35 protein-coding genes and 1 tRNA gene are annotated in these 20,941 nt (G+C 67.3%); all 36 read right to left on the bottom strand.

Annotation, left to right across the window (positions count from 1 at the left end; genetic code table 11):
• Window positions 1–12: 12 nt before the first annotated feature.
• The 36 genes from HDA39_RS00990 to HDA39_RS00815 all read right to left on the bottom strand — a co-directional run bounded on the left by HDA39_RS00990 (window position 13) and on the right by HDA39_RS00815 (window position 20,926).
• Window positions 13–1,692 (bottom strand): GTPase, encoded by a 1,680-nt coding sequence (locus HDA39_RS00990; RefSeq protein ID WP_184793351.1) that lies wholly within the window; start codon window positions 1,690–1,692, stop codon window positions 13–15.
• The gene (locus HDA39_RS00985) at window positions 1,689–4,484 is read right to left on the bottom strand and encodes an AAA family ATPase (RefSeq protein ID WP_184793350.1); all 2,796 of its coding nucleotides are present in this window, start codon (window positions 4,482–4,484) and stop codon (window positions 1,689–1,691) included. The genes HDA39_RS00990 and HDA39_RS00985 overlap by 4 nt, the downstream gene beginning before the upstream one ends.
• A gap of 174 nt (window positions 4,485–4,658) precedes the next feature.
• A complete protein-coding gene (locus HDA39_RS00980) occupies window positions 4,659–6,350 on the bottom strand; it encodes a PrsW family intramembrane metalloprotease (protein WP_184793349.1) in 1,692 nt (563 codons plus the stop codon).
• Window positions 6,351–6,694: 344 nt separating this feature from the next.
• Window positions 6,695–6,769: transfer RNA gene (locus HDA39_RS00975), tRNA-Arg, on the bottom strand.
• A 44-nt stretch (window positions 6,770–6,813) separates the two neighbouring features.
• Window positions 6,814–8,034: a tyrosine-type recombinase/integrase gene (locus HDA39_RS00970; protein WP_184793348.1), complete on the bottom strand. Its 1,221-nt coding sequence runs from the start codon at window positions 8,032–8,034 to the stop codon at window positions 6,814–6,816.
• Between the two features lie 41 nt (window positions 8,035–8,075).
• Window positions 8,076–8,261, bottom strand: coding sequence for a MerR family transcriptional regulator (locus HDA39_RS00965; RefSeq protein ID WP_202892830.1), 186 nt, complete (start codon window positions 8,259–8,261; stop codon window positions 8,076–8,078).
• A 20-nt stretch (window positions 8,262–8,281) separates the two neighbouring features.
• Window positions 8,282–8,482, bottom strand: coding sequence for a hypothetical protein (locus tag HDA39_RS00960; RefSeq protein ID WP_184793346.1), 201 nt, complete (start codon window positions 8,480–8,482; stop codon window positions 8,282–8,284).
• Entirely contained in the window at window positions 8,479–8,694 is a 216-nt protein-coding gene (locus HDA39_RS00955) for a hypothetical protein (protein ID WP_184793345.1), read from the bottom strand. The genes HDA39_RS00960 and HDA39_RS00955 overlap by 4 nt, the downstream gene beginning before the upstream one ends.
• Window positions 8,691–8,987, bottom strand: coding sequence for a hypothetical protein (locus tag HDA39_RS00950; RefSeq protein WP_184793344.1), 297 nt, complete (start codon window positions 8,985–8,987; stop codon window positions 8,691–8,693). The genes HDA39_RS00955 and HDA39_RS00950 overlap by 4 nt, the downstream gene beginning before the upstream one ends.
• Window positions 8,984–9,652, bottom strand: a complete 669-nt coding sequence (locus HDA39_RS00945; protein ID WP_202892829.1) for an RNA ligase family protein — start codon at window positions 9,650–9,652, stop codon at window positions 8,984–8,986. The genes HDA39_RS00950 and HDA39_RS00945 overlap by 4 nt, the downstream gene beginning before the upstream one ends.
• On the bottom strand, window positions 9,649–10,080 hold the full coding sequence (locus tag HDA39_RS00940; protein ID WP_337925581.1) for a ribonuclease H family protein: 432 nt from the start codon (window positions 10,078–10,080) through the stop codon (window positions 9,649–9,651). Before HDA39_RS00940 ends, HDA39_RS00945 begins: the two co-directional genes overlap by 4 nt.
• Complete coding sequence (locus HDA39_RS00935) at window positions 10,062–10,385, bottom strand: hypothetical protein (protein WP_184793343.1); 324 nt, start codon at window positions 10,383–10,385, stop codon at window positions 10,062–10,064. Before HDA39_RS00935 ends, HDA39_RS00940 begins: the two co-directional genes overlap by 19 nt.
• Complete coding sequence (locus HDA39_RS00930) at window positions 10,382–10,822, bottom strand: hypothetical protein (protein WP_184793342.1); 441 nt, start codon at window positions 10,820–10,822, stop codon at window positions 10,382–10,384. Before HDA39_RS00930 ends, HDA39_RS00935 begins: the two co-directional genes overlap by 4 nt.
• A complete protein-coding gene (locus HDA39_RS00925) occupies window positions 10,819–11,253 on the bottom strand; it encodes a hypothetical protein (protein WP_184793341.1) in 435 nt (144 codons plus the stop codon). Before HDA39_RS00925 ends, HDA39_RS00930 begins: the two co-directional genes overlap by 4 nt.
• Window positions 11,250–11,801: a hypothetical protein gene (locus HDA39_RS00920; RefSeq protein ID WP_184793340.1), complete on the bottom strand. Its 552-nt coding sequence runs from the start codon at window positions 11,799–11,801 to the stop codon at window positions 11,250–11,252. The genes HDA39_RS00925 and HDA39_RS00920 overlap by 4 nt, the downstream gene beginning before the upstream one ends.
• Window positions 11,798–12,082, bottom strand: a complete 285-nt coding sequence (locus tag HDA39_RS00915; protein WP_184793339.1) for a hypothetical protein — start codon at window positions 12,080–12,082, stop codon at window positions 11,798–11,800. The genes HDA39_RS00920 and HDA39_RS00915 overlap by 4 nt, the downstream gene beginning before the upstream one ends.
• Window positions 12,079–12,567, bottom strand: coding sequence for a hypothetical protein (locus HDA39_RS00910; protein WP_184793338.1), 489 nt, complete (start codon window positions 12,565–12,567; stop codon window positions 12,079–12,081). The genes HDA39_RS00915 and HDA39_RS00910 overlap by 4 nt, the downstream gene beginning before the upstream one ends.
• Complete coding sequence (locus tag HDA39_RS00905; RefSeq protein ID WP_184793337.1) at window positions 12,567–13,079, bottom strand: NUMOD4 domain-containing protein; 513 nt, start codon at window positions 13,077–13,079, stop codon at window positions 12,567–12,569. The genes HDA39_RS00910 and HDA39_RS00905 overlap by 1 nt, the downstream gene beginning before the upstream one ends.
• A gap of 2 nt (window positions 13,080–13,081) precedes the next feature.
• Window positions 13,082–13,456, bottom strand: a complete 375-nt coding sequence (locus tag HDA39_RS00900) for a hypothetical protein (RefSeq protein WP_184793336.1) — start codon at window positions 13,454–13,456, stop codon at window positions 13,082–13,084.
• A gap of 82 nt (window positions 13,457–13,538) precedes the next feature.
• Complete coding sequence (locus HDA39_RS00895) at window positions 13,539–14,387, bottom strand: hypothetical protein (RefSeq protein WP_184793335.1); 849 nt, start codon at window positions 14,385–14,387, stop codon at window positions 13,539–13,541.
• A gap of 75 nt (window positions 14,388–14,462) precedes the next feature.
• Window positions 14,463–15,125: a dATP/dGTP diphosphohydrolase domain-containing protein gene (locus HDA39_RS00890; protein WP_184793334.1), complete on the bottom strand. Its 663-nt coding sequence runs from the start codon at window positions 15,123–15,125 to the stop codon at window positions 14,463–14,465.
• Complete coding sequence (locus HDA39_RS00885) at window positions 15,122–15,328, bottom strand: hypothetical protein (protein WP_184793333.1); 207 nt, start codon at window positions 15,326–15,328, stop codon at window positions 15,122–15,124. The genes HDA39_RS00890 and HDA39_RS00885 overlap by 4 nt, the downstream gene beginning before the upstream one ends.
• Window positions 15,329–15,417: 89 nt before the next feature.
• Window positions 15,418–15,708 carry a hypothetical protein gene (locus tag HDA39_RS00880; RefSeq protein WP_184793332.1) on the bottom strand — a complete coding sequence of 97 codons (291 nt, stop codon included), beginning with the start codon at window positions 15,706–15,708 and terminating at the stop codon, window positions 15,418–15,420.
• Window position 15,709: 1 nt separating this feature from the next.
• Window positions 15,710–16,060, bottom strand: coding sequence for a hypothetical protein (locus HDA39_RS00875; protein WP_184793331.1), 351 nt, complete (start codon window positions 16,058–16,060; stop codon window positions 15,710–15,712).
• Window positions 16,057–16,419 (bottom strand): hypothetical protein, encoded by a 363-nt coding sequence (locus HDA39_RS00870; protein ID WP_184793330.1) that lies wholly within the window; start codon window positions 16,417–16,419, stop codon window positions 16,057–16,059. The genes HDA39_RS00875 and HDA39_RS00870 overlap by 4 nt, the downstream gene beginning before the upstream one ends.
• The gene (locus HDA39_RS00865) at window positions 16,416–16,589 is read right to left on the bottom strand and encodes a DpnD/PcfM family protein (RefSeq protein ID WP_184793329.1); all 174 of its coding nucleotides are present in this window, start codon (window positions 16,587–16,589) and stop codon (window positions 16,416–16,418) included. Before HDA39_RS00865 ends, HDA39_RS00870 begins: the two co-directional genes overlap by 4 nt.
• Before the next feature lie 84 nt (window positions 16,590–16,673).
• Window positions 16,674–17,054, bottom strand: coding sequence for a hypothetical protein (locus HDA39_RS00860; RefSeq protein WP_184793328.1), 381 nt, complete (start codon window positions 17,052–17,054; stop codon window positions 16,674–16,676).
• On the bottom strand, window positions 17,051–17,368 hold the full coding sequence (locus tag HDA39_RS00855) for a helix-turn-helix domain-containing protein (RefSeq protein ID WP_184793327.1): 318 nt from the start codon (window positions 17,366–17,368) through the stop codon (window positions 17,051–17,053). Before HDA39_RS00855 ends, HDA39_RS00860 begins: the two co-directional genes overlap by 4 nt.
• A 1-nt stretch (window position 17,369) precedes the next feature.
• A complete protein-coding gene (locus tag HDA39_RS00850) occupies window positions 17,370–17,612 on the bottom strand; it encodes a hypothetical protein (protein WP_184793326.1) in 243 nt (80 codons plus the stop codon).
• The gene (locus HDA39_RS00845) at window positions 17,609–18,175 is read right to left on the bottom strand and encodes a hypothetical protein (RefSeq protein ID WP_184793325.1); all 567 of its coding nucleotides are present in this window, start codon (window positions 18,173–18,175) and stop codon (window positions 17,609–17,611) included. Before HDA39_RS00845 ends, HDA39_RS00850 begins: the two co-directional genes overlap by 4 nt.
• A gap of 1 nt (window position 18,176) precedes the next feature.
• The gene (locus HDA39_RS00840) at window positions 18,177–18,350 is read right to left on the bottom strand and encodes a hypothetical protein (protein ID WP_184793324.1); all 174 of its coding nucleotides are present in this window, start codon (window positions 18,348–18,350) and stop codon (window positions 18,177–18,179) included.
• 188 nt (window positions 18,351–18,538) lie between these two features.
• Window positions 18,539–18,910 carry a hypothetical protein gene (locus tag HDA39_RS00835; protein WP_184793323.1) on the bottom strand — a complete coding sequence of 124 codons (372 nt, stop codon included), beginning with the start codon at window positions 18,908–18,910 and terminating at the stop codon, window positions 18,539–18,541.
• Window positions 18,907–19,257: a hypothetical protein gene (locus HDA39_RS00830; RefSeq protein WP_184793322.1), complete on the bottom strand. Its 351-nt coding sequence runs from the start codon at window positions 19,255–19,257 to the stop codon at window positions 18,907–18,909. The genes HDA39_RS00835 and HDA39_RS00830 overlap by 4 nt, the downstream gene beginning before the upstream one ends.
• 85 nt (window positions 19,258–19,342) lie before the next feature.
• The gene (locus HDA39_RS00825; RefSeq protein WP_184793321.1) at window positions 19,343–19,684 is read right to left on the bottom strand and encodes a hypothetical protein; all 342 of its coding nucleotides are present in this window, start codon (window positions 19,682–19,684) and stop codon (window positions 19,343–19,345) included.
• On the bottom strand, window positions 19,684–20,223 hold the full coding sequence (locus HDA39_RS00820; protein ID WP_184793320.1) for an antirestriction protein ArdA: 540 nt from the start codon (window positions 20,221–20,223) through the stop codon (window positions 19,684–19,686). Before HDA39_RS00820 ends, HDA39_RS00825 begins: the two co-directional genes overlap by 1 nt.
• A 94-nt stretch (window positions 20,224–20,317) precedes the next feature.
• Window positions 20,318–20,926 carry a DNA polymerase III subunit beta family protein gene (locus HDA39_RS00815; RefSeq protein ID WP_184793319.1) on the bottom strand — a complete coding sequence of 203 codons (609 nt, stop codon included), beginning with the start codon at window positions 20,924–20,926 and terminating at the stop codon, window positions 20,318–20,320.
• Between the last annotated feature and the right edge of the window lie 15 nt (window positions 20,927–20,941).

Below are 20,941 nucleotides of genomic sequence, written 5' to 3'. Positions count from 1 at the left end.
ACGGCGGGCGCGTCAGCGCCGCGCGACCGCCAGCTTGTCGCGGCAGATCGTGTACGCGTCCAGCTCGGTCCGGGCCGGGTCGACAACGTGGCTGTCGGCAACCTTCTCCAGCTCCGACCGCAGCGCCCGTGCCACCAGCCGGGCCCGCCGGTTCGCGCCGTTCGCGGCGAACAGCCGGCACGCCACCGACACCAGCACCCCGATCACGACGCCGCCGATCAGCATCAGCGTCGCGTACGGGATCCCGTTCCACTTCGGTAGCGGCGGGTCCTCCAGCTGCAGGTACCCGACGACGGCCAGAACGGCCAGCCACACCGCGCCACCCAGCGCCACCAGGAACAGCAGCCACTGCAGGAATCGCGCCGCGCCCCACCAGCCCGGCGTCGACGTCGCCCCGAGATCGGTCCGCGCGACAGCCTGGTCCAGCTCGTCGCCCAGCGACTCCTCGCGCTTGCGCACCGAGGTCCGCACCGAGTCCGCCCACGGCCGCGAAAGCCCCTCGGCGGCCTTGTTCGTGATCGTCCGTACGGCGGTGTCCATCCGGGCCCGCTGCACCGGTGTTGCCGCAGGCAACGAAGAGCGGGCGATCGACACCTCGTTGGACGCGGACTTGCGGGCCGCCTTGCCCTGCTGGCGCGCGCCGCCGTCCAGGTGCAGCCGCCGCAACGGGTCGGGCCGGAACCGGCCGAGCCACTTGGTCACCGGCCAGCCCGTCGCCGCGCGAGCGCGCTGCAGGTACGAACGCCGTACGGCGTCGACCACCACCGGTACGCCGGAAGCATCCGACAGCGCGTCGACCAGTTCGGTGATGTCCGACTTGGCGATCTCCGGCGTCTTCGCGGTACCGCACTGGCTGGCCATCCGGTCCGCGACCCGGTCGACGTCGGCCGCCAGTCGCTCCCGCGCCGCACGCTTGTTGCTGACCCGCTTGACCAGCAGGCCGCGCATCTCGGCCAGGCCGTCGCCGCTGACCGCCGACGTACCGACCACGGTCGGATTCTTCAGCCCGTCGGCCTTCAGCAGCCGGTCCAGGTCGGTCAGGCAGCTCTTGCGCTGGTCCTCGGTGAGCTTGTCGATGTGGTTCAGCGCGAACACCATCACCGACGAGTGCGACGCGAACGGCTTGATGTACCGGTTGTGCAGCGCGGCGTCGGCGTACTTCTGCGGATCGACCACCCAGATCAGCAGGTCCACCAGCTCGACCAGCCGGTCCACGATCAGCCGGTGCTCGACCTCGGTCGAGTCGTGGTCGGGCAGGTCCAGCAGGACCAGTCCGTCCAGGTCCTCCGACTGCGCCTCCTCCAGCGAGCTGCGGTGCTGCACCTGGTGGCGCCGCGGGATACCCAGCCAGTTCAGCACCTCGCCGGCCGGCTCCTCACCCCACACACAGGCCAGCGGCATCGAGCTGGTCGGGCGGCGCGTACCGATCGCGGCCAGGTCGAGCCCGGTCAGCGCGTTGAACAGCGACGACTTGCCGGAACCAGTGGCCCCGGCCAGTGCGACCACCGTCAGGTCGCCGGACATCCGCAGCCGCTGCCCGGCCCGGTCGACGATCTGCTCGGCCTCACTGAGCACTACCCGGTCGAGGCGGCCCTTGCCGGCCTCGGCCGCGTCCTCCAGCGCCTCGATCTTGGTCAGGACATCGGAAGAGCCGCGCACCAGGCCCTTGACCGTATCCACAATTCCCGTCACGTGCAGTCCTCCACCGCGCGTGCGGCCTCGGTCAGTTGCCTGGGTGCTTCGGGATCGACCGGATGCTGGTCGAGCACAGCCAGGTAGCGGGCGAATTCCGCATCCATCAACGCATGAACCCTATCGTCAAGGTCCTGCCGGGCCTTCGCCGCCAGGGTCCGCACCGCCTGGTCGCCGAACACCGCCTCCAGCAGCTTCTGCCCGACCACCGCGGTGCCCGCGCCGACGCCGACCTCGGCGCCGGTGATGCCCGCCGTGCTGGCGAAGATGACGACCATCAGCGACAGGCCCAGGCCGTTCACGCCGTACGCCAGAATGCGCGCCGTCGACCGCTTGTCCGCGCCTTCCTTGCGGACCAGGTCGAGCACGAAGCCCTGCCACTCACGCACCGCACGGCCCGCGGACGCCGGGAAGTCCTTCGACATCCGGCCCAGGTCGCGTTCACCGGCGGCGAGCAGCTGCCGTCCGGCGGCGGTCGACTGCCACGACTCCTCGGCCCGCTCGGCCGCGGCTTCCGCGTGCTCGCGCAGCAACGACTCCAGCCCGGACTCGACGGCGTCGTTGAGGTCGCGGGTCGGCGGCGGCTTGCCGACGATCGACGCGCGGACCTTGTCGCGCATGCGTCCGACGTTGGTCTGCAGACCCTTCAGCAGCTCGCCGGTCCCGACGAACTCCTGCCAGCGGGCCAGCACCTCGCCGCGCAGCATCGTGCCGTCCTGGGTCGCCTTCGCGATGTCCTTCACCCCGCGCTCGTACGCCGTCTCGGCGTTGGCGCGCAGCTCGACGAACGTGTCGGCCTGGTCCCGGACCGCCTTCGAGAAGGCCGGCGTCTTCTTCGTCATCGCGGTGACCGCGCCCTGCAGCGTCCGCCGTACGACGGCCGACCGCGCCTCCGCGTCGGCGGCCAGGTCGATCAGCCAGTCCTTGATCGAGGCAACCGTCTCGTTCGGCAGCATGCCGCGGTCGTCGACCACGGTCTCCTTGATGCTGAACAACGGCGAGTCGCCGAGGCCGCGCTCGAGCAGCATCTGGGCGAGGTGACCGGTGATGTCGTCGATGGTGTCGGCCGGGGCGCGATCCAGTACGACGGCGACCGCCGTACTGCGGTCGGACGCGCTCTGCAGGAACTCCCACGGCACCGCGTCGGCGTACCGGGCGGCGGTCGTGACGAACAGCCAGAGATCCGCGGCCGCGAGCAGCTGCGTCGCGAGGTCGCGGTTGGCCTCGACGACGGAGTCGATGTCCGGGGCATCCAGTACGGCGAGGCCGCGCGGAATGGTGTCGGCGGCAACCAAACGGATCTGGCCGGGGTCCTCCATGCCGCCCGGGCTGTCGCCGCTCGAGCGCGCCATGCCGGGGAGGACCCGGTCGCCGGCGAACCACTCGGCGTCGGCGGGGTGATGGATGAGGACCGGGGACCGGGTGGTCGGGCGCAGTACGCCGGGCTCGCTGACGACCTGGCCGATGAGGCTGTTCACCAGCGTCGACTTGCCGGCACCGGTGGATCCGCCGACGACTGCGAGGACGGGTGCTTCGAGCTGCACGAGACGCGGGAGGACGTAGTCGTCCAGCTGGTCGAGCATCGCCTTCCGCTGCTGGCGAGCCTCGTCGGCGCCGACCACATCCAGGGGAAGCTTGCTGTCGGCAAGTGCTCCGCGCAGCTTCATCAACGCGGTGATGAGAGCCATCGCCGCCTGCTGCTCGGCCGCCTTCGCCGCCAGTTCTTCAGCCGAAAGCACAACCTCCGGCTCGGCTTCTTCGTCCGGGGCGGCCTCTTCTTCCGCCTCGACTTCTTCGGCGGACACGGCTTCTTCGTCGGGCGCGATTTCTTCTTCCGGGGCGACTTCGTCCGAAGCCTCATCGGTGTCCGAAGCCTCAGCATCGTCGGCCGGCGACTCCTCTACAGACTCGTCTGCAGCTGGTGCGACCTCCTCGACCGGCTCGTCCGCAGCCTCGGTCTCCAAGTCGGCTTCGTCCGAAGCCTCGTCGGTGTCCTCGGGCTCGGGCTCGGTGGGAGCGGCTTCTTCTGTTGCCGGCTCTTCCTTCTCTGCCTCGGTGGCCGGCTCTTCCGCTGAATCCTTGGCGGCCGCCTTCTCCGGCTTGTCGTCCGGCACCTCGGCGGCGACCGTCTGCGGGTCGACCATCCGCTCGGACTCCGGGACCTCGCCGCCCTTCGGCAGACCGATGATGATCTCGCCGTACTCCAACGGGAAGCCGTCCGGAGACTCCTCCGGCTCGTACGTCACACCTACGGCCGGTCGGTCGTCCTCATCTTCGGACGCCTTCTCGTCGGTGGGCTCGTCCTTCGAGTCGGGCTGGGCCTCGTCGGCCTTGCCCGGCTCGACCGCATCGGCCGGCTTGGGCTCGTCGCCTTCCGCCGACTTGTTCGAAGGAGCCGCAGCAGCATCCTTCGGCGCAGACTCAGCAGCAGCCGTCGGCTCGGCCGACTCCTCCGTCGACTCGTCGGCGGCAGGCTCCGCATCCGCAGCAGCCGGCGCACTCGCTTCGTCGGCGGCAGGCTTCGCATCCGCAGGAGCCGGCGTGGTCGCCTCGTCGGCGGCAGGTTCGGCATCCGCATCAGGCGACGCCACAGCCTCGTCGGCAGCAGGCTTCGCATCCGCGTCAGCCGACGCCACGGTCTCGTCGTCGGAAGGCTTCGGGTCAGCAGTCGACTCCGTGGCCGGCCCAGGCGTCGGCTCGACAGCAGGCGTCGCCTCCGGCTCGACCGCCTCCGTCTTGCGACGGCGGCGGCGCCAGAAGCCCTTGCCCTTGGCACCGGTGTCGGTCGTCATCCGGGCAGGCTCCGCCTGGTCCGGAACCTGCGGCTCATCCGAGCGCTCCGAACCCTCACCAGCTGCTGACCTGATGTCAGCCACGGTGTCCGTCCACGAGCACAGAGTGCCCGGTCGGACAGCGCAGAAGCAAAGTCATCTTCATCCCGTGTGGCGGCGTGGACGGGGGGCAAGTCACTGCGACGGTGGATAGGGACCGTATCCTCCCGGCGGTCCCGGGGTTCCAGTGGGTCCCGGTGGGTAACCGGGCCGGCCCGCTGGGTAGCCGGGTTGCCCCGACGGATACCCCGTCCGACCGTCCGGATAACCACCCGGCTGTTGTCCTCCAGGTACCCCCGGACCACCGCCCTGCTCCGGCCCCCGAGGCGCCTCCTGCGGCTGCTGGTACGGCGGCTGAGCCGCACCCTGCTGCTGGGCCCCACCCTGCTGCTGCGGCCCACCCGGGTACGCCGCCTGCTGCTGCGGCCCACCCGGGTACACCGGCTGCTGAGCCCCACCTTGGTACGCCGGCCCACCCTGTTGCGGCCCACCGCCGTACCCAGGCCCCCCTGGATACCCCTGCTGCGGCACAGGCGGACCGCCGTACGGCGGTGCCCCCGGCCCAGCCGGCGCAATGGCAGGCGTGGCGGTGGCGAACGCGGGCATCGGCGGGAACGGAACAGAAGGTCTCCGCGCCCGCAGCTCGTCCAGCAGCTTCTTCTCGGTGTCCAGCGCGTCCGCGCCGATCACCTGCCGGACGATCTTGTCGCGCAGGTACGCGAGCTCGGTCGCGGTGTGCTGGAAGGCCTTCGCCGCGGCCTCGGCCTGCGGGCCGTACCGCTTCGCGTTCTGGCGCAGGGCCTTGCGGCCGCGCAGCGTCGCGATCAGGGGGACGTCCTGGCCGTTCATCCAGCCGAAGCGCACGTAGTCGTACAGCCTCGACGCGATCATCTGTCCCTCGCGAGAGCGCATCACCAGCGCGAAGACGACCATCGCGATGAACAGCGGCGCCATCAGGAACAGGTACACGGTCAGGAAGCCGCTGCCGCCCGCCCAGCTCGCGCCGCCGTTCCACAGGCCGTGCAGCAGCACGGCGGTCAGGTATCCGACCACCGGCGCGAGGAAGCGGACCGCCGTACTGCGGTGCCGGACCGCGATGCCGATGCCGATCGCCGTACAGGAGGTGAAGAGTGGATGCGCGAACGGTGAGACCACGCAGCGCAGGATGAACAGCCCGATGACGCCCTGGACGCCGGCCGCGCTGCCGCCCTCCTCGGAGAGCTGGTTGAAGACGCGGCCGAGATAGAGGATGTTCTCGGTGAAGGCGAAGCCGATCCCGACCATCCCGGCGTACACCAGGGAGTCGATGATCCCGTCGAACTCCTTGCGCCGGACCAGCGCCAGCAGCAGGATCACCGAGCCCTTGGCGAACTCCTCGACCGGCGGCGCGACGAAGACCGCGGCCCGGTTGCCGCCGCCGGTGGTCTCGTGCAGCAGGCTCGCGGCCTGGGTGTTGATCAGGAGTGCGGCCAGGGTCGCGATGAACGCGCCCCAGCAGAGTGCGAACACCAGGAACCGGACCGGCTCGGGTTCGTAGCGGTCCAGCCACAGGTAGAGCGGGATGATGATCACGATCGGGACGAAGGCCAGCCCGATCCCCCACAGGAAGCCGCTGGCACCGACCGACTTGGCCACGATGCCGAAGATCAGCAGCCCCGCGATCGCGAACACCACCGCGATCACGATGCCGATCAGCAGGCCCCGGTTGCGCCGCTGGCCCGGGACCGGGTGCGGTCCCAGCGTGTTCGGCTGCGGGTACGGCGCGCCGGCCGAGCCGTTCGCCGCCGGTTGCGGCGCGTCGGCAGGGCCTCCTGAGGGGTAACTCATGACCGCAGCCTAGTTGGAGTCCCGTCAGCACGGCAGAACCGGCCACTCGGCGTTACCGGGATGGAACGACAAGGCTGTACTTATCCACCCGCTGTCCCCGTACGGCGTACGCCCCGTGACGCCGCACCGGGAACCCACGAGCGTGATCGGCCCCCGATCTGAGACACTCTTCCCCGTGCCGCAGGCACGGGCGCCCGTAGCTCAGCTGGATAGAGCGTCGGACTTCTAATCCGTTGGTAGAAGTCCTGGAAACACAGATATGGCCCCTGACCTGCGGTTATGCAGGTCAGGGGCCGTTCTTTTTGAGGTGAGTTACCGGTTAAGTTACCGGTGATGGGTACTTGCGCCCCCGGCTGGACTCGAACCAGCGACCAACGGTTTAGAAGACCGGCGCTCTATCCGGACTGAGCTACGGGGGCGTATCCCGCCCGAGGTACTGTACCGGGCACCTCGGGCGAGCTGGCTAGAGGATATCGGCGGCGCGCGAGTCGCCTCGTCCCATGAGATCGCGCTCCAGGTAGTGGTCGGCCGTCATGGATGGATCGCCGTGGCCGAGCTGGTCCGCGATGTCGGACAGATCCCACCCAGCCTCCTCCAGTCGCTTCGCGACAGTGCGACGCCAGGTGTGCGGGATGGCCCACGGCATCTCCGCGCCGTCGAGTATGTGCCGGACCGCCTTGTTGCAGTTCGACTGATCCCAGGGCTTCCAGGGATCGTCGGTCTGATGGGGTGATGGGAAGATCAGGCCCTCGACCCCGTACCGAGCGCCTCGCTCTCGTATCCGTTCGAGGAGCCAGCTCGGCATCCTGACCGCGCGCCTAGACCCCTCGGTCTTGGTGCCGAGGATGAGTGCCCAGCCCGTGAGAAGGTCGACATCCTCCCAGCTCATGCCGCGAGCCTCGCCGATGCGAGCGCCCGTGCCCTTCATGAATGCGTTGAGGTCGGCCGTCGTCGCCCACTTCCGCAGCGTCCGTGGGTTGGCGGCCTCGTCGATGGCGAGCTTGTCGGCGTACGCCATGACCGCATCGGCCTCTTCGGCGGTGTAGGCACGCTGGTGGTCGTGCTGAGCCTGGCGCACGGTCTGCTTCTTGACCTTCGCCTTGACCGGCCTGACCATCCTCGTCGCGTTCACCGTGAATACGCCGTCGTCGACCGCCATCCAGAGGATGCCCGACATCACCTGCCTGGCCATCTTGGCGGCACCAGTGCCGCGTCGGTCTGCCACCTCCTGGAGGAACAGGCGCAGCCTCTGGGGATCGTTGGCCTGCTTCAGGGTCAGACCCCGCAGAGTGGACGACTTGCCCTTCACATGATTCTTGAACGCACGCTCGTAGTCGTCGATCGTCTCGGCCGAGAGCTTCGACTCGGGGCGCTTGATCTGCTCAAGCCAGAGCTCTCCGGCCAGCGGGACAGGCGTTGATGGCGTCATGCCCTCCAGTGCGGCGCCCAGGCTTGGCTGTTCCTTGAGGGCATCCTCGACGTTCTCGATGGCTGCCCGGCGGGTCTTGCCGAAGCGGGAGATCTCTCGGGTGATGCCATCGAAGCCACGGAAGTAGACTCGGGCACGCCAGCGTTCAGCGGAGCGGTGGTGTACCGCCCGCTTCCACTTGCCGGCCCCGTCCCGCTTCTGCGGGATAGCCTCAATCTCTCCGTGCTCTCCGAGCCCGAGCGCCTTCCCTGCCATCACTCCCCCGTTTCATGTCGTGGTGGATCACCGCCGCCCGGTCAGGCAGCCTTGCGTTGGCGCACCAGGGTGCGCTCCTCGTACTGCTCGATGTCGGCCAACCGATAGGCGACTCGACCCCCCGGCCGGATGAAGTCCGGCCCTCTACCCTCCGAGCGGAGGTTGGCCAGATGGCCGACCGAGACCCGCCATCGCGCGGCGAGATCCTTCGGGGTCAAGTGGACCACGGGTGGACAGTTCTCGCAGCTCATTCGACCAGCTCGACGGCGTAGTCCTTGTCGACCGGCACCTCGAAGTCGCCCAGGTCCACCTCGTGCGCGCACTGATGGCACAAGATGACGCCCTGGAACTTCTCGTACGCCTTCTCGATGGCGTCCTCGCGATCCTCGGCCTGGACCTCAACCGAGGTGGACGCCTCCGTCCCCATGTAGACGCGGTAGGTGCTCACAGCTCGTCCTCCACGCTCGGAAGCGTGATGACGACCTCGGCCCGGAGGATCAGGCTGAAGGCTCGATCCAACTCCTCACCGGTCAGATCCTCCTCGCCCTCCCAGCACTCCGCGATCAGGTCCCACTCCGGGTTGTGCTGGCCGTACTTCCGCACCATCTCGGCGGCGTAGATCCGAATGGGGTCGGTCTCGACCTCGGCCGGCGTGCTCACAGCGCCGCCATGATGCGTCGCTCGGTCGGGCTGGACTGGTCGACCCGCACCACGCGCCGCTGCCCCTCGTCGAAGGTCCAGAGCACGGTCTCGTGGAGTCGCATCCTGTCTCGGAGCGGGAGTTGGTCCTTCGCCTGCTCGACCAGGGTCTCCAGGTCGGAGATGTCCAGATGGATCGGGTCGCCGTCCGGGATCTTCACTCCGCGGACGATCGGCGAGTTCGGCCGGCGCTCGCGGTACGCCTTGCAGAACTTGGTCAGCCGGTCGATGTCCTCCCAGCTCGTCTTGCTCACGCTGCAACCCCCTTCGGCAGGTGGTCGTTCTCCAACAGGGCCTTGAACACCTGGCCGGCGGCCGAGTGGTGCACGATGACGCCTTCCGGCTTCATGAATCCCGGCGCCGCGTGGGAGCCGGTCTCCTGCAAGTCCTCCAGCACCATGTACACGATGTCGGTGGAGAACGGGCCGATGTACAGCTCAGGGACCACGTCCAGCTCGGGCAGGATCTCGTAGCCGTCGATGTCCGACACGGCGGCGGTCAGCAGGGGGCGGTAGCGGTGGGTGTTGAACAGACTGAACCGCTTCTCGCCCTCGGTCAGGCCGTAGTTGCGCTGGATGCCGGAGCCCCACCACTCACCGAAGTGGCGGCCAGTGCCGAGGATGTCCACCAGATAGACGGCGTTGTCGTAGACCCACCCCGCGAAGCCAGCGTTGTCGGTGGTCTTGCCCGGAGTGATCAGGCGCTTCCGCGACTGCGCCCCGACGAGGTACTCCTTCTCGGGCACCTCGCACTCTCCCACCGGGCCGAGCACGTGCACCTCGGGGCCGGCGTAGTCGGCCAGCTCTCCGAAGCTGAACTCGCGGATGATCACCGCGGCGTTGGTGCCGTCGATCTTCTCCGTGATGCTCACGTCACGGAACAGGCGCGGCGTCTTCGGCCAACCCTCGAACTCGATCACTGCTGTACCCCCTGTCTGGCCGCCACCGCGAGGCGATCGGCTCGTTCGTTGAGTGGGTGCCCCGAGTGGCCCTTGATCCAGCGGAAGTCGATGTCTCCGCGGTGCAGGACCAGCTCGATGAGCGGTTCCCAGATGTCCTTGTTTGCGACGGGCTTGCGGGCCGAGTTGACCCAGTTCCGGGCGTGCCAGCCCTTCCACCAGCCCTGCTTGAAGCAGTTCACGACGTACGAGCTGTCGGAGACGATGGTGAGCGGACCGAACAGTGACTGAGCCGCCTCGTACGCCGCCTGGAGCTCCATTCGCTGGTTGGTGGTGTCGTTGGTTGCCCCGGACCCTTCCGGGCCGTCAGCGACGACCCAGGCCCATCCCCCGGTGCCTCCGGAGCAAGCTCCGTCCGTGTAGACCTCGATCAGATCGGAAGCACCCACTTCGGGCACTTCCGGTGGTGATCCAGCCCGATGCACCAGCACTTGTGGTCGTTCGACGAGCCGAACTCGTCGGTGACGACCTCGGTGAGGTCGTACTGCATGAAGTCGTAGCCCTCCATCCCTTGGCCGGTGATCCAGGGAATGCCCTCGCCGGCGTCCTCGATCGTTTCGAGGTACTCGTAGAGTTGATCGCCGGTGATCGGCTCGTGCTCACTCACTCCGAAGGCGTCTCGTACCTCCCACTCCTGAACCTCGACCTCGGCGGTCCGGCGCCAGGTCTCGTCCCAGGTGATGGTTGCCTTCACGCCGCCGCCGCGGTCTTGCGCTTCTTCACCCACGGCAGGCGCAGGGAGGTGAAGCCCCGAGCCTTGGATGCCTGGACGTAGCCCGGCTCGACCGCACCGACCAAGGCCAGGGCGTCGAGCAGGAGCTGGTAGTCACTCCAGTTCACCGGCACGTCGATGTAGAGATGCGAGTGGCCTGGCGTGGTCGACGGGATCAGCGTGGCCGGCACGTCGAGGTCGACCATGATGGTGTGTCTGGGCTCGGGCGGTCCGAACAGGTCGAACGGGTCCGCCGGCCGAGCCTCCACGATCTCGCTCGTCACCACCTCGGCGTCGTCGTCCATCCACTCGGTGGTTCCGCTCGGCTCGACCTGGTTCGAGTAGGGCTCGCCCTCCACGATCTCCACGATCTTGCCGACCGGGTGCTCGTAGATGCTCGGGACCCTGAGGGTGCTCACCAGCCCACTCCGAAGGCGTCGACGACGTGCTCGTAGGTCCACCCCGACCAGTAGCCGGAGTCACCGGCCCAAGTGGTGGCGTAGGTGCCGCCGGCGTCCCGAACCCAGGTGTCACCCTCGCCGTCGACGAACCTGCTCGGCCGGCGCCGCAGTCGGGCCTCTTCGGCACGCTGACGCTCGACCGCAGCCTCATCACCGCGGCGCATCGAGTCTCGCACCCACTCCCAGCCGGTGGTTGGCTCGGCCTTCGGCGTGAGCTTGCGCTCACCGCCGCAGTTCGTGGTGCCCCGCGGCTTTGCCTCGACGACCTCCACCTCGATCTCCTGCCCCACGGCGAGGTCGATGGTGCCCCCGTCCGGGAACGTCAACCGCACGGGGTTGTCACCGAGGATCATGATGGTCGTCGATTGGATGGGGCTGAGAATCCTCACTGCTGTACCTCCTGCGCGTCTCGGATGGCCACGTCCAACAGATCCCTGAGCATCACTGCATCCCGGAGTTGCATGTCGTGGAAGTCGTTGCGGTGGACCTCGCGGTTGAAGTCGAGAGTCACGAACGGTCCGTTGCTGGCGAGCGTGTCGATGTAGGACTGCGCCGACTGACCCTGGAACCGCCCGTTGTGTGTGATGCCCCGATGGACGACCTCGCCACCGCTCTCGACGGGCGAGAACCACTTGGCGTGGGTCTGTATCGACATGGCCGGCGGCAAGACCACGCCGTGGGTGTGGCCGTAGCGCACGCCATCGTCGAGCAGCTCCACATTGCGCGCCGCGGTCCACAGCGCGTAGTCGTCCGTGTCCGCAGGCTCGACTAGGACCTTGTCGCTCCCCGGTCCAGCCTGCCCGTGGAAGGGGCCGGCCTTGATGTCGAGGACTCGAACGAGGGTTCCCTTCAGGATGCGGCGATCGCTTCGTCCGCTCAGTGCATCCTTGATGAGGATGCCCCGGCGGTTGATGTCTCTCGCTTCGGTGGGAATCACGCGGCTCTCCTCTCGCTCGCCTGGAACTGCTCCCAGGTCAGGGTCGGGGCGGGGATGGTGCGCATCTGGTAGTCGCGCCGGCTCTCCGATGTGAGGTGGTAGGCGTCGCCGGCCTGGCACAGGTAGAAGCGGTTCTCCTGCTTGCCGATGCGTCGCGAGCCGACCACCTCCATCCGAGCTCGGTGGCTCGCCTTCGCCTTGCCGAGAGCCTTCTCGGCCAACCGCTCACTTGCGAACGATCGCTTGCCACACGGGCACATGCTGTGCGCCACGGTCTTCACACACTCACCTCCGTCTTCCAGATCGGTCCCCAGTCGGGCGTCTCGGCCTCGGGGTTGTCCTTGAACCACTGCACCCGGCGCTGGAGCTCGGCCTCGGGGCCGGACTTCAGCGAGTTCTCGGCCGCCTCTCGCGCCTGCTTCCGAGTGGTGTAGTACGCAGCCGGCGTGCCGTTGAAGATCGGCAACGTCCACGTCTGGAACGTCTCGTGCGTGGCCGTGGAGTAGACCAGCGAGAGGGCGGCGGCATCGGCCTGCCCCTCGGTGGCGTACCAGCCGAGCGCCACCTGGTTGGCCCGCGCCTCGTCCGGCGTCAGGTGTCCGGCAGGGAAGCGGAGCTGGCCCACCACGGTGAACTTCGCCCTTTTTTCGATGATCTCCAAGGCCGCGCTCAGCGCCGCGACAGCCGCGGCGTCCAGGTCTTCGTGATCCCGGTCGAGCACCTCGGCCATCGTGGCGACATGTTTCTTGGTGAAAGTGATTGCCACTACGGCCCCTTCCGTCCAGCTGCGCGCTTGCACGTCAGGCACGTTCGAGAGAATCGCCCTTCACCCCTGGGGCGCACGAGGGTGTTCTCCGCGGTGTACTCGTGGTTCTTCGGGCAGTGGGTCTTCGATCCGGTGGGGTGCGTGCCGTGCCTGACCGCATCCAGACTGTTGTTCGACTGGGTGTCGTACCGGAGATTGCAGAGATGGTTATTGGCCGGATTCCCATCTCCGTGGCAGGTCACCAGGCTCGGGTCCTCCCGCTCACCGACGAACGCCAACATCACGAGGCTGTGCACCCGGCGAGTGACGGTCTTGCCATCCCTGCGCAAACCGACCTTCAGGTGACCCCATCGATCCCGCTCTACCGTTGGGCGCAGGATGCATCCGCGTATCTTCTTGGTGTGGCCGCCGCGCCCCATCGAGACCGTGCGATCCAGGCTTCTCACCCGCCCGTCCGAGCTGGCCTGGTAGTGGCCTTCGTATCCGGGGATGTCCTTCCATGTGATCGCCACAGCTAGACGCCGGCACCTTCCAGTCCGTCGTCTTCGATCGGGCCGCAGGCCGGCAAGACCGGGGCGGTCGCGACCTGCTGGAAGTACTCGCTCATCAGCTCGCGGTCGACCAGCTTCACGCTCCACGGCAGCGGGATGTCGACCTCCTCCGCGGTGTGCGTGACGAATGTGTCGGTCGCCATGTCGATGGCGTCGTCCAGGAACTCACCGAAGGACAGCTTCTCCGAGGAGGCGACCGTGACCGCGGCGACGATGCCACCCTCGTCAGAGAACAGCGTGACCAGCTCGTCGTACTGGTCGGCCTTGTCGGCGGCCAAGATGCTGGCGGCGAGCTCGGCGGGGAAGGTGAAGCTCAGCTCGAAGTACTTGAAGTCCATGGGGGTAGATCTCCTCTCGTCAGGCGGGGCGAGACCCTGATGTCTCGCCCCAATCGCAAGTAACACACCGTGACCTGACGAATCAGGGCTGGTAGACCACGAGCACCCCTTCGTCGAGCGCCAGCTCCAGCGTCTGGTCGGTCAGGTCGAAGCTGTTGTCGGCGAAGCAGCGCCACCCCGCCTGGTCGTCCGAGAAGCCGGCGCCGTAGAACATCCGCGGCGAGTAGCCCTCGGCCAGCGGGACCACGATCGAGCCGCCCGGTAGGGCGTTCAGGCCGGCGGCGTCGTTCACCAGCGGGTACTCCAGCGTGGGCTCGGCGCCCGGCTCGATCAGCGGCTCCACCTGGAAGAAGATGTCGTAGTCGCCGTCGTCCAGCGTCACCGAGTACGGGAACGCCTGGCTGTCGGGGTCGATGCGGGTCAGCGTGCCGGGCCGTCCGTCGTACCTGCTCGTCCCCTCCTCGAACTCACGAACGATGCGGACGCGGTCGCCGACCTTCACTGCGGTCGCGACCACCGGCTCGGTGGGCTTCGGCGTGTCGGTCAGCTCGACCACCATGGCGCCGATAAGCGGGCCGGTGTCCGTCTTCACGGAGTAGGACCAGGTCTGGCCGGGGTGGACCTCCGCCACCTCGCCGAGCTCGCCGTCGAACTCGCCGCGGCCCTCGACCTCGTACTCACGGACGATGCGCACCCGGTCGCCGACTCCGGCGAACGACCCCAGCGTCTCGGGGTTGGTGATCTCGGCCGGCAGGTAGGTGTTGGCGATGTGATTGGTGGTGTACTCCGTGCTGGAGTTCGCCAGGCCCACGCCATGGCTGGTGCGCGCCAGGCTGAAGAACCGGCCGATGCCGCGGAACTCAGTGCCGGTCGGCAGGGCTTCGAGCCCGGCCAAGTCCTCGACTGTGATGGTGGTGTTCTCGTTGGTCACTGTGCGTCTCTCCTCGCTGTCGTGGTGTGTTTGTGCAACACTAACACACCGCTTCGACGGTGTGCAAGTGAGGTATCAGCCCACGAAGGTGAGCGGGCTGTACTTGCGGCGGATGTCGGCCAGTGTCGTGACCTCGCGGTTCGCCTCGACCAAGTTGCGCTCGGCTCGGGCGGTGGCGGTCGCCTCGTCGCACCCCGTCGCGGCGGTGCAGTACCAGGAGTCTCCGGTGCGGGCTCGGTGCCACCGCTCCTCGTCGCAGTCGAGCAGCTCGGTCTTCGGCTCGTCGTTCGGCCGGCAAGCGATCACCACCGGCGTCTGGGTCCTGATCGCCTGCTCTCGCAGAGCCTCGGCCTGCTCGGCGAGTTGGTCCCATTCGTTCGGCTCGCGCTGGTACTTCTTCGGCCGGTCGTCGGTGCCGATCCCCCGGATCATGAAGCCGAGCTGGCACAGCGCATGCCAGGCCGCGTGGCCCATGTGGAAGAGGTCGGACTCCGGGTCCCGATCCTCGCCCGACCAGTGCAGCATCTGGTGCCGCTGGCCGGCGTCGTAGGTGTCGGACCAGGGGAAGCCGTTGAGGTAGTTGTAGTGGTCGCCGTCCTCGTCGAGGTCGTACTTCGCACCACCCCACGACGCAACCTCGGCCACGTACGCCAACGCCAGGGGGTCGAGGCGGTGGATCTGCTGCGGCTTCCGCGCCTTCTTCCCTCCGGTCTCGGAGATCACCATCGTCTCGGTCACGCTGCCCTCAGTTCTCGCACCCGGAAGGCTGTCTCCCAGCTCGGGTTGCGCTCGATGAGCAGCCGGACGTACCGGCTGCGGTAGTTGTTGTTCAGGCGGTAGATGTCGCCCGTCGTCTCGATGCCGGTCAGCCAGCGCATGGTCTCCCAGAGCATCCCGATGCTGACGCTGGAGTGCCCCTGCTCGAACCAGTTCCGAGCCATGGCCTCCAGCTTGAGCAAGACCTGCGGGTTCTCTCGATGGAACTGCTCGAAGTCCTGCTGAATCGTGTCCAAGTGCGGGTGCCCTCTCTTCAGTTGTCCTTGAGGTAGGCGCGATCGAGCTGGGCGTACTCGATCCCGTCCAGGTGGATGCGCACGCCGTCGCCAGGCTCGGAGCGCGGGCTGTGGCGCGTCAGGACCAGGTCGTCCTCGGTCATGATGTCCAGCTCGATGGGGCGAGGGTGGAACACCAGCTCGGGATCCATCTCGCCGAGACTGATCGAGAGCGTCACCCCCTGGTAGGTCACGTAGAGCTGGTCGTCGGGGCCATCGAGCACGATGTGCTGCGTGGTCAGGGCTTCGCCCTCGTTGTCGATGTGCACGTCAGTCCTCCTCGTTCATGGACCGGGCCAGGGCGGCGGCGGCCAGGATGTCTCGGGCGTGCCGCTCGGCAGCGCCCGGCGTCAGGTAGGCGATCAGGTGGTCGGCCGCCTCGACGGCGACGAACACCGCACCGCTTGCCGAGTCAGGGCTGGCGTACGCCATCAGGTCCTCGTCGTCGTCCACCCATCCAGCGTCGGCGCGGACGGCCGCGGGTTCCTCGACGACCACACCGCAGGGGACGCACGGGCAGTTGTTCGCCCTGTCGTTCGCTTCACCCCAACTGGCGATGACGTTGGGGTGGTTCTCGTAGAACTTCGCCCACTCTGGCGAGCGAGGATTCTCCCGGCTCACGGGCAGTTCCAGTGCGGCTTGCCGGGGTATCGCACCTCGGTAGCTCCGGCGCCCACGCCCCAGTCGTCCAGCGGGCCAGCCATGGCCTCGTTCGACGGAAGCCCGTCCTCTTCGAGGATGCACACCAGGCGGCCGGTGTAGTACAGCTCGCCGTCGTCGTCGTACACCTTCCAGATGGCGTCCCCGAAACCAGCTTCCAGCTTGGCTAGCAGCTCGGCCGGCGCCTGGCTCGGTCCCATCGTGCCGGCGTCGCCGGTCTCCCCCTCGTCTGCGAGGTGGTCGATGTCCACGATCCAGGCGTAGTCCTCGGCGGGCGGGCCGTCGAGCTGCTGCGCAAGGGCTTTCAGGTACAGGTTCACGGGATCTCCTCGGCCTCGACGGTGCGGTCCTCAACGACGACGGGGTACGAGTGGGCGCCGTTGTTCAGGAACTCCTCCTCGGCAGCCCAGATCGCCGCGTCCTCGGAGTTGGCCTCCACGTGCACCGCGTACTCCGCAACCTCAGTGATCGTCACTCGATAGCTGGCCATGCTCGGTCTCCCATGTCTGGTGGTGGTCGTGCTTGAGCGCCTGCCCCGGAATCGAACCGAGGTGCAACCATTCAGGCTGGTGGATCAGTAGTCGCGAGTGGCCTCGGCCACTGCGTAGCCCCACGTGTATCCCTGGTCTTGCAGGTCCTGACCGACAGAGAGGAGACCGGCCGTCCGTCCCTCCGGAATCTCCAGCTCTCTCGGCCAGCCCTGACCGCCAACGCCGAACGAATCCGGGTGCACGTCTTCGGCGTCGGCCAGGAGTGCTAGCGCCTCGGGTCCGTGCACTCGATCCACGACCGCGGCGACCAGGCAGCTCGGAGCCTTCGTCTTGGGGTTCACGTAGACGCAGTGCTGAACCTGCTTGAAGTCGTCGCTCTCGTGGTAGTTGAAGTCCGGGCGCTCGGCCGCCAGCTCCAACATCGCGGTGCGTACCTCGTCGTACTTCAGGGTGAAGGTGGTCACGCTGTGCTCCTCTCGCTCGATGTCCCGCACGTCTGGCACGAGTAGCCAGCGGGCGGATTGTCCTTGCATGCTTGACACTTCACCGGAGTAAGCAGGTCGCCGAGCTCGCAGCTCAGTGCTTGAGCCAAGGCGATGGCGTCGGCCAGGCTGACGCCCCGCTTGCCCGTCTCGATGCGGGCGATGGTCGCCTGCTCGGTCCAGCCGCGCTCCAGCGACACCTTCCGCGCGAGGACCTTCTGGCTGATGCCGAGCGCGTCGCGCCTCTGCCTCATCCGCAGTGCGAAGGTGGCCTCGGCCTCGGGTGCGGCGATCACGTCAGCTCTCCTCGAATCGGATCAGCTCTGCCGACGAGAGGACGAACATGTCGCCGCCGTAGTGGCTCTGCACCACGAGCTGATCGGCGAACGAGTTGGTCAGCGAGGGCGCAACGCCGAGGATCTTGCAGTGCGCATCTCGTCGGTAGTGGCGCCCATAGATCACGACCACCCACTCCCCGACCCTGGACTTCAGGTACTCGGTCCGCGCGGCAGGCTTCATCGAGTAGATCGCCCGACTCATGCCGCCGCCGCATCTCCGGCCCACGAGGTCAGCGCCTCGCGCGCCTCGGTTGAGGCGTAGTCGTGGCCGTAGAGGTCCCACAGGGAGTCGACTTCCTCCCACGTCTCCATCGTCTCCTCGTCGCCACCCTCGCGACGCCAAGTGGCGCGCTCCTCCACGACGTAGCCGTAGATGTCACCCTCGGCCCACTGCATGAACGTCTCGGCGTCGCCGTCCGCGCACTCCTGCACTCGATCCTCGGGCGTGCCGTAGTACCACCGCGCGTCCTCGGTCAGCAGCACGAGGTAGGTGGCGTCTCGCGTGTCCACCTGGGACACCGCCCGCACGCCGTGGAAGATCTTCAGCCACCGGTCGATCACGTCGAAGTCGCGCAGTCGCTCCGACCACTCCCGCCGGACCAGCGCGCCGAGTCCGCGGGTGTCGTTGTAGGACAGGTAGCGGTCGTTCATCGAGATCACTGCCGACTGCACGAAGTCGGGGAACTCCGACTGACTCTCGTCGTACACCACTCGGACCCGGAAGTCTCCGGTCTCCTCGATCAGACCCTGCGCGTAGTCGCTCACGTCATTCCCCTTCGATGATGTAGTTCAGGATTCCGACCATGTCCGTCACGGCCCACTTGGCGACCGCCTCGGGGTTGTTGCCGTGCCGCTCCCAGTACGAGCGGAGGCGCTCGGCCTCCTCCTTCAGCGTCGGGCGAGGGGGGATGATCTCCTCGACCACAGCTCGGTCGCTCATCACTTCACCAGGGTCTTGATCGCACGGACCTGGCGACGGCGCAGCGTCTCGCGCTTGGCCTCGGGGGTGGTCTTGCGCGTGGTGTGCTTCATTGGTGTGTCTCCATTCAGGGGATGGCGCACTGGTCTGTACGCCGGAGCGCCTGCCGGGGACTCGAACCCCGCGTGTCTGCCAGTCAGGCTGGTGAATCAGTGAACGGTGACGCTGTCGGTCCAGGCGTAGCCCTCGCCGCGGTCGCGACAGAGGATCTCGGCCACCTCCTCGGCGGCATCGACATCGCGGTAGAGCTGCGCGCTGTCGTACTCACCATCGACGGTGTAGACCGCGTAGAGCTCATGCTCCGGCGTCTCTGGAGTGGGCGCGACGACAGGATTGCGGAGCAGTGCGACCAGGTCGTCAGCGATGTCGCGGAGGTCTTCGTTGAGGTCTGCCGACAGCTCGTCTGCCTCCTCGTAGCCAGCCTCTCCGGTCTCCGCCAGCTCGTAGAGCTCGGCCAGGTACTTGCGGCTCTTGGCCAGCCCGTCGTAGTGATCGAGCACGTCGGCCAGCGGGCGGGTCACGACTTCCACGCTTCCGTGTGGTCGACCGCATCCTGCACGTCAGCGGAGGTGTCGTCGCTCTCGACTTCCCATGCGGCAACCTCGATCTCGACCGTGTTCCCAATCCCGCCACCGACCAGCGCCACCAGTGCGTCGCCATCTTGGGCGTCGGACGTGTGCGCGGCGTAGTACTCGATCGCGTCGGCGATCTCGTACCCGATGCGACCCTCGGGCAGCTCGATCATCTCGTTGCCGTCGTCATCCAAGGTGACTGCGACGTACGCCTGGAACTTCGCCAGGACGGACACCTCGACGCGCTTGACGCGCATCTCGTTGAACATCATGGGCTCTGTGACGGTGGTCGTCATGAGTGGATCTCGTCTCTCTCGTTGGGGTGGTGCGAGTGCCCTCCCCGGACTCGAACCGGGGTGACTTCCCTTCAGGGCTGGTTGCTCAGTAGGCGTTCTGGGCCCACTCCTCGTCGGTCCAGAGGAAGAACTCGCAGTCGTGCCAGCCGAAGGCGTGACCCTCCGGCGCGACGTTCTCGTTCATCCACACCTCGGCGTCATCCGCGAGATCAACGACCCAGTCGTAGACGTCGCAGTCCTGGCCGTCCCACACGATCGACTCGTCGCCGGCCTCGTACGCTTCGAGCGCACGCCGGTCGTCGTCGTCGATCTCGAAGCCACGATTCGCAGCCCTCCACACCAGCTCGGAGGTGACGTACCGGCCGCGGTGTCCCTCGATCCAGCACCCGATCTCAAGCGGGCTGGCCTTCTCGATCACGGCGCTCATCAGTGCGCGTCCCAGATGTGGACCATGCCGGAGGGGTCCTCTCCGGACCAGTAGTCCTGCATGAAATCCTCGGTCGCCGCATCCCAGTCGATGTGATTCAGCGGCCAGGGCTGTTCCCTGTCGAGGAAGTCGTCCGCATAGTCCTGCGCGAAGTCCACCTCGGAGTCCCACTCGCCCCGGTATGCGTCGTCGCACCTCCGCAGATCCACGTCGACGAACGCAACGCCTGCCCATTGCGCGTACATCCGCACGGCCTCGGTCGTCAGGCGATCGTGGCTCTCGATCTCGTTCAGGAAGGCGCCGATCCGGTTCGCCTCGTCGGGCGACATCTCCCGGCTCTCCGGCATGCCGTCCGTGTCCATCACCCAAAGCTCCTCGTGAGCCTCGGTGATGTGCTCACTCGGCACCTTGACCCGAGCATCGAACTCGTTCTCACCGGTCGTCTCGGTCGGCGCGTCTCCCGCGTCGAACCACTCGCCGACCAAGTCGCCGCCGTTGTAGCAGGCGAGGCAGCCCACCCACACCATCGCGTCACTCATGATTCCCTCACTAACACACTAGGTTCTGCGAGTGCCCGCTCCGGAATCGAACCGGAGCTTGAACCGTTCGGGCGGTGAAGCACTACTAACACATCTAGCCGTTGAGGCGCACCGGCATCAGGAGGTAGACGAACTGCACGTCGTCGCTACCCCACTCGGCACGCATCGCCTTGGGACCGTTGAAGCGGAGCTTGACGGACTGATTCCCGTCGAAGCCCGGCATCTTGCCCAGGTCGGCGAGGTACTTCGGATTGAAGCCGATCTCGTCGACCGGGTTGATCTCGGTCGGGATGATCCCGTCGACCTTCGGGAAGTCGCCGTCGAGCGGCTTGAGTCGGAGCTCAGCCTGGCCCGTGTCAGCGTGCAGGATGCCGTCCTCGACGGTCAGCGCCACAGGCGCCGGCGCCTGCCCCTTCTTCGGCTTGGGGAGTGCGTTGACGAGCTGCTTCACGTCCGCCGCAGAGAGTGTGACCATCCAGTCCGGCGACGGCGCATCCTCTGAGTTGAGCGTGATCGTGACCCGAGTCAGGCGGTATCGATCAGTGGCCCGGAAGATCAACTCCCCTCCACACTTCTCAACCTGCACCGCGGCCAGGATCGGAAGGAACACATCCTTCCCCGCACTCAACAGCGCCGCACTCAGTGCATCCCGAAGGTGGGTAGCGGGGACCAGCGTCCGAACGTTTTCCAGCGTGACAGTCATGCGGATCTCTCTCAT

It is taken from the genome of Kribbella italica, from assembly GCF_014205135.1.
GTDB classification, from domain to species: Bacteria; Actinomycetota; Actinomycetes; order Propionibacteriales; family Kribbellaceae; genus Kribbella; species Kribbella italica.
This window is presented reverse-complemented; position numbering and strand designations above follow the sequence as displayed.